The 17,570-nt window shown below is 67.2% G+C and carries 14 protein-coding genes; 11 read left to right on the top strand and 3 right to left on the bottom strand.

What is annotated here, in order from left to right:
• From GJG85_RS22630 to GJG85_RS22600, 7 genes are all read left to right on the top strand, one after another.
• Positions 1 to 1,926 (top strand): (Fe-S)-binding protein, encoded by a 1,926-nt coding sequence (locus GJG85_RS22630; RefSeq protein WP_204384435.1) that lies wholly within the window; start codon positions 1 to 3, stop codon positions 1,924 to 1,926.
• 4 nt (positions 1,927 to 1,930) lie between these two features.
• Complete coding sequence (locus tag GJG85_RS22625; RefSeq protein WP_176016347.1) at positions 1,931 to 3,100, top strand: electron transfer flavoprotein subunit alpha/FixB family protein; 1,170 nt, start codon at positions 1,931 to 1,933, stop codon at positions 3,098 to 3,100.
• Entirely contained in the window at positions 3,097 to 3,882 is a 786-nt protein-coding gene (locus GJG85_RS22620; RefSeq protein WP_089489634.1) for a drug:proton antiporter, read from the top strand. The genes GJG85_RS22625 and GJG85_RS22620 overlap by 4 nt, the downstream gene beginning before the upstream one ends.
• A gap of 53 nt (positions 3,883 to 3,935) precedes the next feature.
• The gene (locus GJG85_RS22615) at positions 3,936 to 5,177 is read left to right on the top strand and encodes an aromatic ring-hydroxylating dioxygenase subunit alpha (protein ID WP_050012300.1); all 1,242 of its coding nucleotides are present in this window, start codon (positions 3,936 to 3,938) and stop codon (positions 5,175 to 5,177) included.
• A 29-nt stretch (positions 5,178 to 5,206) separates the two neighbouring features.
• Positions 5,207 to 6,355, top strand: coding sequence for a hybrid-cluster NAD(P)-dependent oxidoreductase (locus GJG85_RS22610; protein ID WP_050012301.1), 1,149 nt, complete (start codon positions 5,207 to 5,209; stop codon positions 6,353 to 6,355).
• Positions 6,356 to 6,489: 134 nt separating this feature from the next.
• Positions 6,490 to 7,353 carry a glycine betaine ABC transporter substrate-binding protein gene (locus GJG85_RS22605; RefSeq protein WP_050012302.1) on the top strand — a complete coding sequence of 288 codons (864 nt, stop codon included), beginning with the start codon at positions 6,490 to 6,492 and terminating at the stop codon, positions 7,351 to 7,353.
• A 225-nt stretch (positions 7,354 to 7,578) separates the two neighbouring features.
• On the top strand, positions 7,579 to 9,234 hold the full coding sequence (locus tag GJG85_RS22600; RefSeq protein ID WP_050012303.1) for an APC family permease: 1,656 nt from the start codon (positions 7,579 to 7,581) through the stop codon (positions 9,232 to 9,234).
• 163 nt (positions 9,235 to 9,397) lie between these two features.
• On the opposite strand, the gene purU is transcribed toward GJG85_RS22600, so the two are convergent.
• Positions 9,398 to 10,282 (bottom strand): formyltetrahydrofolate deformylase, encoded by an 885-nt coding sequence (purU, locus tag GJG85_RS22595; protein ID WP_050012304.1) that lies wholly within the window; start codon positions 10,280 to 10,282, stop codon positions 9,398 to 9,400.
• Positions 10,283 to 10,484: 202 nt separating this feature from the next.
• Positions 10,485 to 11,390, bottom strand: coding sequence for a LysR family transcriptional regulator (locus GJG85_RS22590; RefSeq protein ID WP_050012305.1), 906 nt, complete (start codon positions 11,388 to 11,390; stop codon positions 10,485 to 10,487).
• A gap of 240 nt (positions 11,391 to 11,630) precedes the next feature.
• Here GJG85_RS22590 and betC point away from each other — a divergent pair, with 240 nt between their 5' ends.
• From betC to GJG85_RS22570, 4 genes are all read left to right on the top strand, one after another.
• Positions 11,631 to 13,166: a choline-sulfatase gene (gene betC, locus GJG85_RS22585; protein ID WP_050012306.1), complete on the top strand. Its 1,536-nt coding sequence runs from the start codon at positions 11,631 to 11,633 to the stop codon at positions 13,164 to 13,166.
• Between the two features lie 43 nt (positions 13,167 to 13,209).
• Positions 13,210 to 14,178 carry a choline ABC transporter substrate-binding protein gene (gene choX / locus GJG85_RS22580; protein WP_089489633.1) on the top strand — a complete coding sequence of 323 codons (969 nt, stop codon included), beginning with the start codon at positions 13,210 to 13,212 and terminating at the stop codon, positions 14,176 to 14,178.
• Positions 14,179 to 14,437: 259 nt separating this feature from the next.
• Positions 14,438 to 15,577 (top strand): porin, encoded by a 1,140-nt coding sequence (locus GJG85_RS22575; RefSeq protein WP_050012308.1) that lies wholly within the window; start codon positions 14,438 to 14,440, stop codon positions 15,575 to 15,577.
• Positions 15,578 to 15,820: 243 nt separating this feature from the next.
• Complete coding sequence (locus tag GJG85_RS22570; protein ID WP_089489632.1) at positions 15,821 to 17,071, top strand: MFS transporter; 1,251 nt, start codon at positions 15,821 to 15,823, stop codon at positions 17,069 to 17,071.
• 13 nt (positions 17,072 to 17,084) lie between these two features.
• Here the strand turns inward: GJG85_RS22570 and GJG85_RS22565 are convergent, their stop codons facing one another.
• On the bottom strand, positions 17,085 to 17,447 hold the full coding sequence (locus GJG85_RS22565; protein ID WP_050012310.1) for a YbjQ family protein: 363 nt from the start codon (positions 17,445 to 17,447) through the stop codon (positions 17,085 to 17,087).
• Between the last annotated feature and the right edge of the window lie 123 nt (positions 17,448 to 17,570).

Raw genomic sequence — 17,570 nt, 5'->3', positions numbered from 1 at the left:
ATGAACCCGTCCTTCCTCATTACCGCCCTGCTGTGGCTGTCGGTGGCGGGGCTCGCGTTCGCGGTCGCGAAGCGCTCGTCCTACTGGCGTCTGGGCCGCGCGACGGCGCCCGGCTCGTTCGGCGTCGCGAACCTGTTCGCGATTCCGAAGCGTTATTTCGTCGACCTGCACCACGTGGTCGCCCGCGATCCGTACATCGCGAAAACCCACGTCGCGACCGCCGGCGGCGCGATCGGCGCGCTCGCGCTGGTGTTCGTCAACTACGGCCTCGCGATCTACTCGCCGTGGCTCGACAAGCTGATCTTCCTCGCGGCGCTCGCGATGCTGGTCGGCGCGGTGTTCGTGTGGCGCCGACGCGCGGCGAAGGACGTGCCGGCGCGCCTGTCGCGCGGCCCGTGGAATACGCTGCCCTGGCTGCTCGGTTCGTTCGCGCTCGGCCTCGTGCTGTTCATGCTGGTGCCGACCGGCGCGATGTCGGGTGCGTTCGCGGTGCTCTGCGCGCTGCTGATCGGCGTCGGTGCGTTCACGATGACGGTCGGCGCCGCGAAGGGCGGCCCGATGAAGCATGCGATCGCCGGCCTGCTGCACCTCGCGTTCCACCCGCGCCAGGAGCGTTTCGCGGCCACGCGCGAATCGTTCACCGGCAACGGCACGGCCACGCCGCCGACCGCGCTGAAGCTGCCGGACATCGAGCATCAGGAGTACGGCGTCGCGAAGCCGGTCGAATTCCGCTGGAACCAGCTGCTGAGCTTCGACGCGTGCGTGCAGTGCGGCAAGTGCGAAGCCGCGTGCCCCGCGTTCGCGTCGGGCCAGCCGCTGAACCCGAAGAAGCTGATCCAGGATCTCGTCGTCGGGATGGCCGGCGGCACCGATGCGGCGTACGCGGGCAGCCCGTCGCCGGGCATCCCGGTCGGCCAGCATCGCGGCGAGCCGAACGGCCCGATCGTGTCGGGCCTGATCGAGGAGCAGACGCTGTGGTCGTGCACGACCTGCCGCGCGTGCGTGCAGGAATGCCCGATGCTGATCGAACACGTCGACGCGATCGTCGACATGCGCCGCAACCGCACGCTCGTGCACGGCACGGTGCCGGGCAAGGGCCAGGAAGTGCTCGCGAACCTGCGCGAGACCGGCACGATGGGCGGCTACGACACGGCCGCGCGCTACGACTGGTCGGTCGACCTCAGCGCGCCGGTCGCGCAACCCGGCAAGCCGGTCGACGTGCTGTTCGTCGCGGGCGAAGGCGCGTTCGACATGCGCTACCAGCGCACGCTGCGCGCGTTCGTGAAGGTGCTGAACAAGGCGGGCGTCGACTACGCGGTGCTCGGCCCGACGGAAACCGACACAGGCGACGTTGCCCGCCGGCTCGGCGACGAAGCGACGTTCCAGCAGATGGCGAAGCGTCTGATCGGCACGCTCGGCACGCTGTCGTACAAGCAGATCGTGACGGCCGACCCGCACGTGATGCACAGCCTGCGCAACGAATACCGCGCGCTCGGGCTGCGCGTGACGGTCAAGCATCACACGACCTATCTGGCCGAACTGGCCGACAGCGGCAAGATCGCGCCGAAGGCGGTCGAGGCGCTGCAGGAGAAGCGCACGACCTATCACGATCCGTGCTACCTCGGCCGCTACAACGGCGAGATCGAAGCGCCGCGCAAGCTGTTGAAGACGATCGGCATCCAGGTCGTCGAGATGGAGCGCAACGGCATGCGCGGCCGCTGCTGCGGCGGTGGCGGCGGTGGGCCGCTGACCGACATCCCCGGCAAGCAGCGCATCCCGGACATCCGCATTGCCGACGCGCGCACGATCGGCGCGGACGTGGTCGCGGTTGCGTGCCCGAACTGCACGGCCATGCTCGAAGGCGTCGTGGGCCCGCGCCCCGACGTGCTCGACGTCGCCGAACTCGTCGCCGCCTCGCTGGAGTGAATCGATGAATACGATCAAACGAATCGATCCGCGCCGGCCGTTCATCATCACGGCCGCCGGCCTGAAGCGCATCACGCTCGGCGAGGAAGGCAGCGCCGATGCGAACGCCGCGCAGTGGTCCGCCCACGGCCATGGCGTTGCGACCGCGAAGCCGCGCCGTGCGCTGCAGGACCCGAAGCACGTGATGCTGGTGGTCGCTCACAGCGAACGCGGCGCGCTCGACGACCATTCGCGTCAGGCGATTGCCGCCGCCGCGGTGCTCGCCGATGCGCAGACGGAAGTCGCGCTGCTCGCGTTCGGCGAATTGAAGGACGACGTGGCCGAACTCGGCGTCGACAAGCTGCTGGAGCTGACCGGCTTCGATCGCCGTGCGTTCGATCCCGAAAGCGAGCTGCAAGCATTGCAGGCGTGTGTTGCCGCGCTCGCCCCGAAACACGTGTTCGTGCCCGACAACGCGACGGGCGACGGCGATCTCGGCCGGCGTTACGCGGCGGCCGCCGGCGCAAGCGTCGCGACGCACGTGGTCGAAATCGACGCGAAGCACGTGGGGACGTATGCGCAGGCCGGGCGGGCGTTCGCGACCCGCGCGCTGCCCGACGTGATCCTGCTCGCGCAGAACGCGGTGGACGCGAAGCTGCCGTTCGTCGGCGCGGGCGAGCGCGTGGCGTCCGATTTCATCCGCCCGGCGCATGACGCCGCGCAGCCGTACCGCGATCTCGGTCTCGACGAAATCGACGCGGCCCAGGTCGCGCTCGAGGAAGCCGATTTCATCGTGTCGGCCGGCAACGGCGTGTCCGACATCGGCGCGTTCGAGCGGCTGGCCGGCGTATTCGGCGCGGCGATCGGCGCGAGCCGCGTCGCGGTCGACAACGGCCACTTCACGCGCGACAAGCAGGTCGGCGCGACCGGCAAGACGGTCGAGGCGAGCGTGTACATCGCGTTCGGCATCTCGGGCGCGGTGCAGCATTTGCAGGGGATCAAGGACTGCCGCCACGTGATCGCGGTGAACCTCGACGGCAGCGCGCCGATCGCGAAGCGCGCGAACCTGACGGTGGTCGGCGACGCGCAGGCGACGATCGCCGCGCTGATCGAACAGGTCCAGGCCGCGCGGGCCGCGCGCGGCGAATCGCCGGCCGCGGTCGGCACCCGTGAACCCGAAGGAGTCGCCGCATGAACGCCCCCCGCTCATTGCAACGCATCGCGGTGCTCGTGTCCGTCGGTCGGCATCCGGTCAGCGGCATCGCGCGCTACAGCCGCAACGATGCGGCCGCGCTCGAAACCGGCCGCCAGCTTGCCGAGAAGCATCGCGCGACGCTCGACGTGATCCACGCGGGTGACCCCGCGAACGCGGCGCTGGCCGAGTATCTCGCGCTCGGCGCGCGGGAGGTCGAGGTGCTGGCCTGCCGCGACGGCGACGATGCCGTGCACGCGCTCGCCGCGCGTGTCGAAGGCTACGACCTCGTGCTGACCGGCACGCGCGCCGAGGGCGCGTACGACACCGGGATGCTGCCGTACCGCGTCGCCGCGGCGCTCGGCTATCCGCTCGTCGGCTCGGCCGTCGACGTGACGGTCGAAGGCGGCCGCGCGGCGGTCCGGCAATTTTTGCCGAAAGGGCTGCGACGGCGGGTCGACGCGGCGCTGCCGGCCGTCGTCGCCGTCCACCCGCTCGCCGGTGTCGAGCCGCGCTATGCGTATGCGCGGCTGCGCGCGGGCGCGATCCGTCCGGCGCTCGCGGCGAGCGGCGCGGACGCCGATGCGGCCGCGTGGACGGTCGGCCCGATCGAGCGTAAACCCGTAAAACTGGTCGCCGCCGAGAAGCGCTCCGGGCATGCCCGGATGCTGTCCGCGACGACGACCGAAAGCCGTGGCGGCAACGTCGTAAATGAAGGGAGTTCGGTCGAAAAAGCACAAGTGATCCTCGCGTATTTGCGCGAGCATCAGCTCATCGACTACTGATTTTGATGCCTGTCGGCAAGCAACCCAGGGATGCAAGGAATCCGGAGCAAACGATGAAAGTATCGGCAGACATTCGTGCACTGATCGAACGCCGCAAGGAAGGCCACAGCCTCGAAGCGCCGTTCTACACGAGCGAGGACATCTTCGCGCTCGACATGGAGGCGATTTTCCGCCAGCACTGGATCCAGGTGGCGATCGAACCGGACATTCCCGAGCCGGGCGATTACGTGACCGTGGAGCTGGGCAGCGATTCGATCCTGATCGTGCGCGACGACGACATGGCGATCCGCGCGTTCCACAACGTGTGCCGTCACCGCGGCGCGCGCCTGTGCAACGAAGACAAGGGTTCGGTCGGCAACATCGTGTGCCCGTACCACAGCTGGACGTACAACCTGACGGGCCAACTGATGTTCGCCGAGCACATGGGCGAGAAGTTCGACCGTTGCAAGCACAGCCTGAAGTCGGTGCACGTCGAGAACCTCGCGGGCCTGATCTTCATCTGCCTCGCCGACGAGCCGCCGGTCGATTTCGCGCAGATGCGCGCGGAGATGGAGCCGTACCTGCTGCCGCACGATCTGCCGAGCACGAAGATCGCCGCGCAGATCGACATCATCGAGGAAGGCAACTGGAAGCTCACGATGGAGAACAACCGCGAGTGCTATCACTGCGTCGCGAACCATCCGGAGCTGACGATCTCGCTGTACGAATACGGCTTCGGCTACCAGCGCTCCGACGCGAACGCCGAAGGCATGGACGCATTCGCTGAAACGTGCGTGCGGCGCGGCAAGGAGTGGGCCGAGATGGGCCTGCCGTCCGCCGAAATCGAAAAGCTGCTCGACGTGACGGGTTTCCGCACGCAGCGCCTGCCGCTCGACCGTCACGGCGAATCGCAGACGCTCGATGCGAAGATCGCGTCGAAGAAGCTGCTCGGCGGCTTCGACAAGGCCGACCTCGGCGGGCTGTCGTTCTGGACCCAGCCGAACTCGTGGCACCACTTCATGAGCGATCACATCGTGACGTTCTCGGTGATTCCGCTGTCGGCCGGCAAGACGCTCGTGCGTACGAAGTGGCTCGTGCACAAGGACGCGAAGGAAGGCATCGACTACGACGTGAAGAACCTGACGGCCGTGTGGAACGCGACCAACGACCAGGATCGCGCGCTCGTCGAATTCTCGCAGCGCGGCGCGACCAGCAGCGCGTACGAGCCGGGCCCGTATTCGCCGTACACGGAAGGTCTCGTCGAAAAATTCTCGGCCTGGTACATCGGCCGGCTCGCCGAAAAAACCGGCGCGTAGCACCCAGCAGCGTATAAGCGGAGCAAGACATGATGCGAGATGCGGCCAATTTCGAGCCGGCGGACAGCCGGGTGACGCACCCGGCCTTCTGGAACGCGCTGCCCGAGCGCTGGACGAGCGACGTCGAGGAAACGCTGGTGTGCTGCCACGTGCGGCAGGAAACCCACGACGTGAAGAGCTTCTTCTTCCGTTCACCGCAGGGCCGCACGTTCTCGTTCGAGCCCGGGCAGTTCATCACGCTCGAGCTCGACATCGACGGCGAGACGATCAACCGCTGCTACACGATTTCGTCGTCGCCGGCGCGGCCGCACACGATCTCGATCACGGTGAAGCGCGTGCCGGGCGGCAAGGTGTCGAACTGGCTGCACGACAACCTGCAGCCGGGCGCATCGGTGCGCGTGCTCGGCCCGGCCGGCGAATTCACGTGCGCGCGGCATCCGGCACGCAAGTACCTGTTCCTGTCGGCCGGCTCGGGCATCACGCCGCTGATGTCGATGAGCCGCGCGCACCATGATCTCGCGGAAGACCGCGACATCCTGTTCGTGCACAGCGCACGCACGCCGGACGACATCATCTTCGCGCGCGAGCTCGACCTGATCGCGTCGAACCACACGAATTTCCGCACGTCGTTCGTCGTCGAACGCGTCGGCGCACGCACCAACTGGCCGGGCGTCACGGGCTTCCTGACGCTGCCGCTGCTGAAGCTGATTGCGCCGGATTTCATGGAACGCGAGATCTTCACGTGCGGCCCCGCGCCGTACATGAAGGCCGTGCGCGACCTGCTCGACGAAGCCGGTTTCGATCGCAAGCAGTATCACGAGGAAAGCTTCTCGTTCGAAACGCTCGCGCAGACCGCGAGCGATGAAGTGCTCGCCGAACTCGTGCCGCCGGCGGAAGGCGGCGACGCCGCGACGAAGCAGTACACGGTCAGCTTCGCGAAGAGCAACCGCGAGATTTCGTGCGGCTCGGAGCAGCACGTGCTCGACGCGGCGCGCCAGTCGGGCGTGCGGCTGCCCGCATCGTGCACGCAGGGCATGTGCGGCACCTGCAAGGTGAAGCTCGTGTCGGGGCAGGTCGAGATGAAACACAACGGCGGTATCCGCCAGCGCGAAATCGATCAGGGAATGGTGCTGCTGTGCTGCAGCAAGCCGCTGTCGGATCTCGTGATCGACAAGTAGTCGAAACGCGTCATCGGCTGTCCGGGCGCGTCGCGTCCGGACAAGCATCTGTCGGAAAACAACGATACCGCGGATTTGTGGTTGAAGAACCTAGAGAGACAACGCGCACGGTGCGCAGACCAAGGAGATCGACCATGAAATTGTTCGGAAAACTGTTTTGGACCGGCACCCTGTCGGCGATGGTGGCATTGAGCGCATCGGCGCTCGCCGATACGAAGCCGACGCTGAAAATCGGCTACGTCGAAGGCTGGGACGACAGCGTCGCGACGTCGAACGTCGCGGCCCGCGTGATCGAGAAGAAGCTCGGCTACGAGGTGAAGCTCGTGCCGGTCGCTGCCGGGATCATGTGGCAGGGCGTCGCGCGCGGCGATCTCGATGCGACGCTGTCCGCGTGGCTGCCGGTCACGCACGGCTCGTACTGGAGCGAATACAAGAGCAAGGTCGTCGACGTCGGCGCGAACTTCCCCGACGCGAAGATCGGCCTGATCGTCCCGGATTACGTGAAGGCGAAGAGCATCGACGACCTGAATGCGGAGAAGGCCAGCTTCGGCGGCCGCATCGTCGGCATCGATGCCGGTGCGGGCGTGATGCGCAAGACCGACGAAGCGATCAAGAACTACGGGCTGAGCTACACGCTGATGCCGAGCTCGGGCAGCGCGATGACGGCCGAGTTGTCGCGTTCGGTCGGCGCGAACAAGCCGGTGATCGTGACCGGCTGGGCGCCGCACTGGATGTTCGCGAAGTGGAAGCTGCGCTTCCTCGAGGATCCGAAGAAGGTGTTCGGCGGCGCCGAGCATGTCGACAGCGTCGTGAATCCGGGGCTCGAAACCAAGGCGAAGCCGGTCGTCGCGTTCCTGAAGAAATTCCAGTGGAAGCCCGGTGAAATCGACAGCGTGATGCTGGCGATCCAGAACGGCTCGAAGCCGGAAGCCGCTGCGGATGCGTGGATTGCAGCGCATGCCGACCGCGTGAATGCGTGGACGGAAGGCGCGCAGTAAGCATCGCGACATACGTCGTACGAGTCATCATAAAAACACGCCGGGAATGGCACGCAGGAATCCGAAATAATCAGGATGCAATGCGGCCATATCCCGGTTTTATTTTGCTGATTCTGCAAAAAAGCCCGTAAATTGTTACACTACGGCCCTTGTGCGGAATCATCTGCTTTGCATCGGACCAGAGTAAGCGCTGAAGCGCCAACTCTGATCGAGAGGAGGAATTGGATGAGTCAAGCAGGACTGCGTGCGAATCGCACCAGTGATGTTGAGGCAACGATCTCACATGATTCGACGGGCCACACGCTGCATCGTGGCCTGACCTGGAAAGACGCTTTTTGGGTGACGAGCGGCGTGCCGGCAGGCGTGCTGTTCACGATCGGCGGCGTATGCGCGACGATCGGCCAGCCCGCGTGGGCGATCTGGATCGCCGCGATCACGATGGGGCTGATTCAAAGCGCGACTTATGCGGAAATATCGGGGCTATTTCCCCATAAATCGGGCGGCGCGTCGGTGTACGGCGCGATTGGCTGGGTCCGTTACAGCAAGCTGATTGCCCCGGTTTCCGTGTGGTGCAACTGGCTCGCGTGGTCGCCGATGCTTGCGCTCGGCTGCGGCCTCGCGGCGAGCTATGCGCTCACGAGTCTCTTTCCCGCCAATGCGGCGGTGCTGCACTGGCAGCTCAAGGTGGCGGATCTCGGTTTCATCAAGCCCGGTCTCTCCCTGCGAATCAACGCGACGTTCATCATCGCGACGATTCTGCTTCTCATCACGTTCAAGCTTCAGCACAGCGGTGCGTCAAAGGCTGCACGTACGCAGCGCATTCTCGGCATTGCGTCGCTCACGCCGCTCTTGATCGTCGGCATCGTGCCGTTCGTCACCGGCGACGTGCCGATGTCGAACCTGCTGCCGCTCTTGCCGCTCGGTCACGACGCGCAGGGCAACCTCACGGCCGCGACGTTCGGCTCGTGGAACGGGCAGGGCGTGACGATGGCGCTCGGCGCGATGTTCATGGCCGGCTGGGCGTCGTACGGTTTCGAGACGGCCGTCTGCTACACGCGTGAATTCCGCGATCCGCGGCGCGATACGGCCAAGGCGATCTTCTGGTCGGGTGCGCTGTGTCTGGTCGTGATGACGCTCGTCCCGCTCGCGTTCCAGGGCGCGCTCGGCACGCAGGCGATGCTCGATCCGGCGATCGGCGACGGCACCGGCGTCGCGGCCGCGATGGCGAAGATCGTCGGCGGCGGCGCGTGGGTCGCGAATGCGGTCGTCGTGATGCTGATGCTGTCGATCCTGCTGATCGTGATGACGTCGATGATGGGCTCGTCGCGCACGCTGTACCAGGCATCGGTCGACGGCTGGCTGCCGAAGTACCTGTCGCACGTGAACGAGCACGGCTCGCCCACGCGCGCGATGTGGACCGACCTCGGCTTCAACCTCGTGTTGCTGATGATGTCGGACTACATGACGGTGCTGTCGATTTCGAACGTCTGCTACATGCTGTTCGTATTCCTGAATCTTCAGTCCGGCTGGATCCACCGGATGGATCGCGGCAACTGGGATCGGCCGTTCCGTTGTCCGACCTGGCTGCTCGTCGGCGGCGCGATTTGCGGGTACGCGAACCTCGTCTACGTCGGCGCGGGTGCGAACCTGCAAGGCGAAGGCACGCTGCGCAACGGGCTGATCGCGATGCTGCTGATCGTGCCGGTGTTCCTCTATCGCCACTACTGGCAGGATCGCGGCCGCTTCCCCGCGCAGATGCAGCGCGACATGGAGCTGGAAGTGCCGAAGCGCGCGCTGTGGCTGAGCCTGATGCCGTATGCGGCGCTGATCGGTGCGGGGTTGACGATCGGGTTGTCGTATTACTTCGCGTGGGTGAAGTGACGCGGTAATGCGTGCGTGTCGGGGCACGCGATGGCTTCGGAAACCGCACACGGGGCCATCGCGCGAAGCGCCGGCGCAGCGCGACGACAAAAAAGGCCCGACCGGTTACACGCCGGTCGGGCCTTGTTCGTTGACGCCGCGTTCGAGCGCAGCTGCGATCCGCTTACGGAAATACCACCGTCCGGTCGCCATTCAAAAACACCCGCCGCTCGATGAACGCCTTCACCGCGCGCGCGAGCGTGAGGCTTTCGACGTCGCGCCCCACCGCGAGCAGTTGCTCCGGTCGCAGCGCATGATCGACGCGCTCGACGACCTGCTCGATGATCGGGCCTTCGTCGAGATCGTCGGTGACGAAGTGCGCGGTCGCGCCGATCAGCTTCACGCCGCGCGCATGGGCCTGGTGATACGGCTTCGCGCCCTTGAAGCCGGGCAGGAACGAGTGATGGATGTTGATCGCGCGGTTCGCGAGCTTCGCGCTCGTCTCCTGCGACAGCACCTGCATGTAGCGTGCGAGGATCACGAGCTCGGCGCCGCTCGATTCGAAGAAGTCGAGCCATTGCGCTTCCTGCTGCGCCTTGGTGTCGGCCGTGATCGGGAAGTGCCGGAACGGCAGCCCGTGCTGCACGGCGAGCGGCTCGAAGTCGGGGTGGTTCGACACGATGCCGACGATGTCCATCTTCAGCTCGCCCATCCGCCAGCGGAACAGCAGATCCGCGAGGCAGTGCTCGAGCTTCGACACCATGATCAGCACCTTCGGCCGCGCATTGACGTCGTGGATCGCCCACTGGATGTCGCCGTCGCGGCCGCCGAGTCCGGCCGCGATCGGCCCGAATTCCTGACGCAGCGCGTCGATCTGCAACGTCTCATCCGTCGGATGAAAGACGCAGCGCACGAAGAAGCGGTTGCTGAGATCGTCGTCGAACACGTTCAGCGCATCGACGTAGCAGCGATGGCGATCGAGAAAGCCGACGACGGCGGCGACCTGACCGGCCGCGCTCGGGCACGACAGTGTCAGGACGAATTGATCGGGGCGGTGCTCGGCGGTCATGAGACTCCTCGGATGGCGTGGGGCGCACGGCCGCGCGACGGCGCACGACAGCGCCGCGCCGCGCGGGTAGCGGGAGGCTCAAGTAAATCAGGACGATTCCGGGGCGGATAGAACCAACGCGCCGTGTGGCTGGTATCGGCGCGCCAGCGGGCGCGGGCCCGGGAGCGGGGAAGGGGGACGGAAACGGGGCGGGCGCGCCGCGTCAGGCCGCCGCGCACGCGTCGAGCAGCCAGCGCCGGAACACGTGGGTCGCGTCCGGCTCGGGCCGCTGCGGCGGGCGCACCAGGAAGTAGCCGCGCGACGTGACGACGGGCGCGTCGACCAGCTTCACGAGCTGGCCGGACGCGACGAGTTCGTCGACGAGCGGCGCCCAGCCGAGCGCGACGCCTTCGCCGAGCAGTGCCGCATGGATCACGAGCGCATAGCTGTTGAAGGTCACGCCGCGCGCGGCGGCCGGCGGTTCGAGCCCGTGCGCGTCGAACCAGCCCGACCACGACAGCCAGCGCTCGGGGCGCGTCGGCTGCACGTGCAGCAGCGGCAGCGCAAGCAAATGGTCGGCCCGCGCGACGTCCGGGTGCGCGTCGCGGAACGCGGGCGAGCAGACCGGCGTGACGGATTCCGGAAACAGCCGCGCGGCCGTGCACGACGGCCAGTGGCCGTCGCCGAACAGGATCGCGATGTCGCCATGGTCGCGCTGCGCGTCGTAATCCTGTGACGTGACGACGCGCACGTCGACGTCCGGCATCACGTGCTTCAGCCCGGCCAGGCGCGGCATCAGCCAGTAGGTCGCGAAACCGAAATCGGTGACGATCGTGAGCGCGCCGTGCTCGCGGCGCGCACGCAGCGTCGCGGTCGCGCCGCGCAGCGTGTCGAGGCTCAGCCGCACGGCTTCGTACAGGCACTGGCCGTCGGCCGTCAGCGTGACGCCGCGCGGGCTGCGTTCGAACAGCGGCACGCCGAGTTCGGCTTCGAGCTGGAACACCTGCTGGCTCACGGCCGGCTGCGTCGAGCCGAGCTCGCGCGCGGCGGCCGTGAAGCTCGCGAGCCGGGCGGCCGATTCGAACGCGCGCAGCGCCTGCATCGACGGTAACGGTTCGGATTTCGACATAAGTCCCTCTAATGGCCCCATAAGGGCCGGACGCCTACCCGCGCGAATTCGGGCGGGCGATAGTGCAGCGGACGGTGCGGCAGATGCGCTTCATGCGCCAGCGCGCCACGCATTCCGCGATTCTAGCCAGCGCGGCCCCCGCGCGCGGCGGTTTCTGCGGATCGCCTCCGTCATGCCGGACGTCTCGCTGCCAAAGCGGCGCGCCGTTCCATTCGAACACCGCTTTCCCCACGATCGCCGATGACGAACCCGACACCCAACATCCTGATCCTGATGGCCGACCAGCTCACGCCGTTCGCGCTGCCCGCGTACGGCAACCGCGTCGCCCGCACGCCGACGCTCGACCGGCTCGCCGCCGAAGGCGTGGTGTTCGACGCCGCGTACTGCGCGAGCCCGCTGTGCGCGCCGTCGCGCTTCTCGCTGCTGACCGGCAAGCTGCCGTCGGGCATCGGCGCCTACGATAACGCCGCCGAATTGCCGGCGCAAACGCTGACGTTCGCGCATTACCTGCGCGCGGGCGGCTACCGGACGATGCTGTCCGGCAAGATGCATTTCTGCGGGCCCGATCAGTTGCACGGCTTCGAGGAGCGACTCACGACCGACATCTATCCGGCCGATTTCGGCTGGGTGCCGAACTGGGACAGCCCGACGGAGCGGCCGAGCTGGTATCACAACATGAGCTCGGTGCTCGATGCGGGCCCCTGCGTGCGCACGAATCAGCTCGACTTCGACGACGAAGTGACGTTCGCCGCGAAGCAGAAGCTGTACGACGTCGCGCGCGAACGCGCGGCCGGGCACGATGCGCGGCCGTTCTGCATGGTCGTGTCGTTGACCCATCCGCACGACCCGTATGCGATCACGCGCGAATACTGGGATCTGTACGGCGACGAAGAAATCGACATGCCGGCCGTGCGGCTCGATGCGGCCGAAAGCGATCCGCATTCGCAGCGGCTGCGCTTCGTCTGCGAAAACGACCGCACGCCGCCGACCGACGCGCAGATCCGCGCCGCGCGCCGCGCATATTACGGCGCGACGTCGTACGTGGACACGCAGTTCGGCAGCGTGCTGGCCGCGCTCGAGCAATGCGGGTTCGCCGACGACACGATCGTGATCGTCACGTCCGACCACGGCGACATGCTCGGCGAGCGCGGGCTCTGGTACAAGATGACGTTTTTCGAGGGCGGCTGCCGCGTGCCGCTGATCGTGCATGCGCCGGGCCGCTTCGGCGCCGCGCGCGTGCGCGGGCCCGTGTCGCACGTCGACCTGCTGCCGACGCTCGTCGATCTGGCCGGCGCGGCGCCGGCCGGCGGCTGGCCGGACCCGGTCGATGGCGCGAGCCTCGTGCCGCACCTGCAGGGCACGCCCGCGCACGACGTCGCGCTCGGCGAATACCTCGCGGAAGGCGCGCTCGCGCCGGTGGTGATGATTCGGCGCGGCGACTGGAAATATGTGCATTGCCCGGCCGATCCCGACCAGCTCTACCACCTGTCGGACGACCCGCGCGAGCTGACGAACCTGGCCGGGCAGCCGGAAGCCGCCGACGTGCTCGCCGCGTTCCGCGCGGAGGCCGCGCAGCGCTGGAACCTGCCCGAGCTGGACCGGCAGGTGCGCGCGAGCCAGCGACGCCGGCGCTTCCATTACGCGGCGACGACGCAGGGCCGCATCCACGCGTGGGACTGGCAGCCGTTCACCGACGCGAGCCAGCGCTACATGCGCAATCACATCGAACTCGATACGCTCGAAGCGATGGCGCGTTTTCCGCGCGTCGGGCGTTGAACGTCCCGCAGCGATCATTGAAGAACGACGGAGGAAGCGAACCATGAAACGGCAACGCAATGCAGCATTCCGAAGGATCGGCGCGGCGTTCGCCGCCGCCGCGTGCGTGGCGGCGACGCAGCCTGCGTCCGCCGCCGATCCGCAGACCTGCGGCGACGTGAAGATGGCGGCGCCCGGCTGGACCGACATCGACGCGACGAACGCGATGGCGGGCGTCGTGCTGAAGGCGCTCGGCTACCGGCAGGACGTCGCGAACCTGTCGGTGCCGATCACGTACCAGGGGTTGAAGAAAGGGCAGGTCGACGTGTTCCTCGGCAACTGGATGCCCGCGCAGGCGCCGCTCGTGAAGCCGTTCGTCGACGAGAAATCGATCGACGTGCTGCACGCGAACCTGAGCGGCGCGAAGTTCACGCTCGCGGTGCCCGACTATGTGGCCGCGGCCGGCGTGCACACGTTCGCCGATCTCGCGCGCTACGCGGACCGCTTCGGCGGCAAGATCTACGGGATCGAGCCCGGCGCGCCCGCGAACCAGAACATCAAGCGGATGCTGTCCGACCACGCGCTGGGGTCCGCGAACTGGTCGCTCGTCGAATCGAGCGAGACGGGCATGCTCACGCAGGTCGAGCGCGCGGTGCGCGACAAGCGCTGGATCGTGTTTCTCGCGTGGGAACCGCATCTGATGAACACGAAGTTTCATCTGACGTATCTGTCGGGCGGCGATGCGTACTTTGGACCGAACTACGGCGGTGCGACGGTCAACACGGTCACGCGTGCCGGGTTCGCCGGCCAGTGCACGAACCTCGCGCGGCTGTTCCGGCAGATGACGTTCTCCGTCGACGTCGAGAACCGGATGATCGCCGACATGCTCGACCACAAGACGTCTCCCGCGCTCGCGGCGCAGCATGCGCTGAAGGCCGAGCCCGCGCTGCTCGCCGGCTGGCTCGACGGCGTGACGACGGCGACCGGCGCACCGGGCCTGCCGGCCGTGCGCGCGGCCCTCGACGGCCGCTGATTGCCTTCCTCCTGGCGGCCGGTTTTTGCCGTGCCGCCCGTCTACGTGTTTTCCCGACCCGTCGCATCGTGACCATTTAGTGTCGCCTTCAGACGGGTGACCGGAAATATGGGTTTGTATTTTTCGCCAATGGCTGCGTTATTGCGGAAAACGAAATAGCGGAGCCAGCAGACGTACCGAATTCGAATCAGCCGGCGTATTGCGGCACGCGCCAGGCCACGGTTCTTTCCATCGAACGGTTCAGGGAGGGTGGTCGACAATGAAGCAAAAGAAAGTCGCCGTAGCCGCCGCGCTTGCATGCGCGGCCTGTATTCCCGCCATCGGGCATGCGCAGAGCAGCGTGACGCTGTACGGGATTCTCGACGCGGGCATCACGTACGTGAACAACACGGGCGGCTCGCACGTGGTCAAGTTCGACGACGGCATCGCCTACGGAAACCGCTTCGGCCTCAAGGGCACCGAAGACCTGGGCGGCGGCCTGAAGGCCGTGTTCACGCTCGAGAGCGGCTTCCACCTCGGCAACGGGCAACTCGGCTTCGGCGGCGCGGAATTCGGCCGGCAGGCGTATGTCGGCCTGCAGAACGACTGGGGCACGCTGTCGTTCGGCAACCAGCTCGACATCACGAACGAACTCGTGTCGATCTACAACATCTCGGCGTGGGGCAGCGGCTATGCGATCCACCAGGGCGACTTCGACCGCTTCAACGGCGACCGCCTGCCGAACTCGGTGAAGTTCCTGTCGAACGACCTGAGCGGCTTCAAGTTCGGCGCGATGTATTCGTTCGGCAACGTCGCGGGCAACTTCCATCGCAACAGCGCCTGGAGCGCGGGCGCGAGCTTCACGAAGGGCGACTTCTCGATCGGCGCCGCGTACACGCGCCTGAACAACCCGAACGGCATCTACGCGTTCGACCCGTACGCGATGATCGGCACGCATACGTTCCTCGGCCAGCAGACCGTCACCGTCGATCCGGCGACCGGCGCCCGCACCGACCTGTTCTCGAACACCGCGATGGACGTCGACAGCCAGGGCACGTTCGGCATCGGCACCAGCTACACGATCGGCAAGCTGACGCTCGACGCGAACTACTCGTACACGACGATCAAGGGCTTCGGCCAGTCGTCGCACATGCAGGTGTACGAAGGCGGCGGCCTGTACCAGTTCACGCCGGCGCTGAGCTTCATCGCGGGCTACCAGCACACGCGCTTCGAAGGCCATCACTGGAACCAGGGCACGGCCGGCCTGCACTACCTGCTGTCGAAGCGCACCGACATCTACATCTCCGGCGATTACCTGCGTGCGTCGCAGGGCGTCGATGCGGTGATCGGCTACAGCTTCACGCCGTCGACGACGCAGACGCAGGCCGACGTGCGGATCGGGATGCGGCATTCGTTCTAAGCGGCGTGGCAGGATGATGTGACGTCTTCAGCGAGGTCTCTCTTTGGCGCGAACCACGGTTCGCGCTTTTTTTTGTGCGATGCGCCGGCTTCATCGGGCGCGCGGCCGACTGCCGGCCGGTTTTTCGTGGTTGGCATATCATCGCGGTTTGGCCGCGTCCGCACCGTCGCCGCGCGCACGCACTCGCGTGTGTCGTCGTTTCCCGAACGGTTGCGGTGCGCAGCGCCAACCGCCGAGATCCCGATGACCACCCCCGTGCCCGATTCCCGTCCTTTATCCCCGTTACCCGCCAATCTGTTCCGCCACGCACCGTTCCAGCGTTTCTGGGGCACGCGCGTGATGTCTTCCCTGGCTTTCCAGATCCTGTCGGTCGCAATCGGCTGGTATGTGTACGCGCTCACGCACAGCGCGTTCGCGCTCGGTCTCGTCGGCCTCGCGCAGTTCGTGCCGATGTTCGCGCTGACGCTCGTCGTCGGGCAGGTGGCCGACCGCTACGACCGCCGGCGCATCGCGACGATCTGCCAGAGCGTCGAGGCGCTGGCCGCCGGCGTGTTCCTGATCGGCGGGGTGCAAGGGTGGCTGGCCGCGCCGGCCGTGTATGCGCTCGCGGCGATCGTCGGCACGGCGCGCGCGTTCGAGTCGCCGTCGGTGTCGTCTTTGTTGCCGGCCGTCGTGCCGCGCACCGACCTGCCGCGCGCGACCGCGCTGTCGACGTCCGCGAACCAGGCCGCGCAGATTCTCGGGCCCGCGTTCGGCGGGCTGCTCTACGGTGTCGGCGCGCCCGTCGCGTTCGGCACGAGCGTCGCGGCCTTCGCGATCGCGGCGATGCTGAGCGGCACGATTCCGCTGCGTACCGCGCCGCCGGCGCGCGAGCCGGTCACGCTGCGCTCGGTGTTTTCGGGCATCGCGTTCATCCGGCGCGAGCCGGCGATCCTCGGCGCGCTGTCGCTCGACCTGTTCGCGGTGCTGTTCGGCGGCGCGACCGCGCTGCTGCCGATCTACGCGCGCGACATCCTGCAGGTCGGCCCGTGGGGGCTCGGCGCATTGCGCGCGGCGCCGGCGGTCGGCGCGCTCGCGGGCACGCTGTGGCTCACGCGTTTCCCGTTGAAGGGGCGGCCGGGCCGCGCGATGTTCGGCGGCGTGATCGCGTTCGGCATCGCGACGATCGTGTTCGGATTGTCGCGGCACTTCGCGTTGTCGCTCGTGGCGCTGGCCGCGCTCGGCGCATCGGACGTGATCAGCGTCGTCGTGCGACTGTCGCTCGTGCAACTGCGCACGCCGGACGACATGCTCGGCCGCGTGAGCGCGGTCAACTCGCTGTTCATCGGCACGTCGAACCAGCTCGGCGAATTCGAATCGGGCGTGACGGCTGCGTGGTGGGGCGCGCCGGCCGCGATCGTCGTCGGCGGCGCGGCGACGATCGCCGTCGCGCTCGCATGGATGCGGCTCTTTCCGCAGCTCACGAGCATGAAGTCGCTCGAACGCGACGCATGACGCGCATCACGCGTCATGCATCCTGCGTCACGCGCACGGCCGTGCCGTAGCAGATGACTTCGGTCACGCCCGCGCCGATCTCGGTCGAGTCGTAGCGCATCGCGACGATCGCGTTCGCGCCGAGCTTGCGCGCGTCGGCGAGCATCTTGTCGAACGCCTGCTCGCGCGCCTTCTCGCACAGCGACGTATAGAGTGTGATGTTGCCGCCGAAGATCGTCTGCAGCGACGCGCCGAACGAGCCGACGATCGAGCGCGAGCGCACGACGATGCCTTGGGCGACGCCGAGCGAGCGGACGGTCGTATGGCCAGGCAGGTCGAAGGCGGTCGTGACGCGGGCGGGCGACAGGTCGTCGATGGAGCGGATGGGTTCGGTCATGGTGGGCAAGCGTGTGGCGAGTGGTCGAACGACGATTCTAGCCGGACCGAGACAACGCATTCGAACGGGCGCCCCCAGAAGCAGACGGGCGCCCGTGTCGTTGCCGAACGCGAGAGCCGCTCG

The sequence above is a fragment of the Burkholderia sp. MS389 genome (assembly GCF_016899425.1).
Classification (GTDB): Bacteria; Pseudomonadota; Gammaproteobacteria; order Burkholderiales; family Burkholderiaceae; genus Burkholderia; species Burkholderia sola.
Note: the sequence above shows the minus strand (reverse complement) of the source record. Positions and strands in the feature narration are given on the sequence as shown.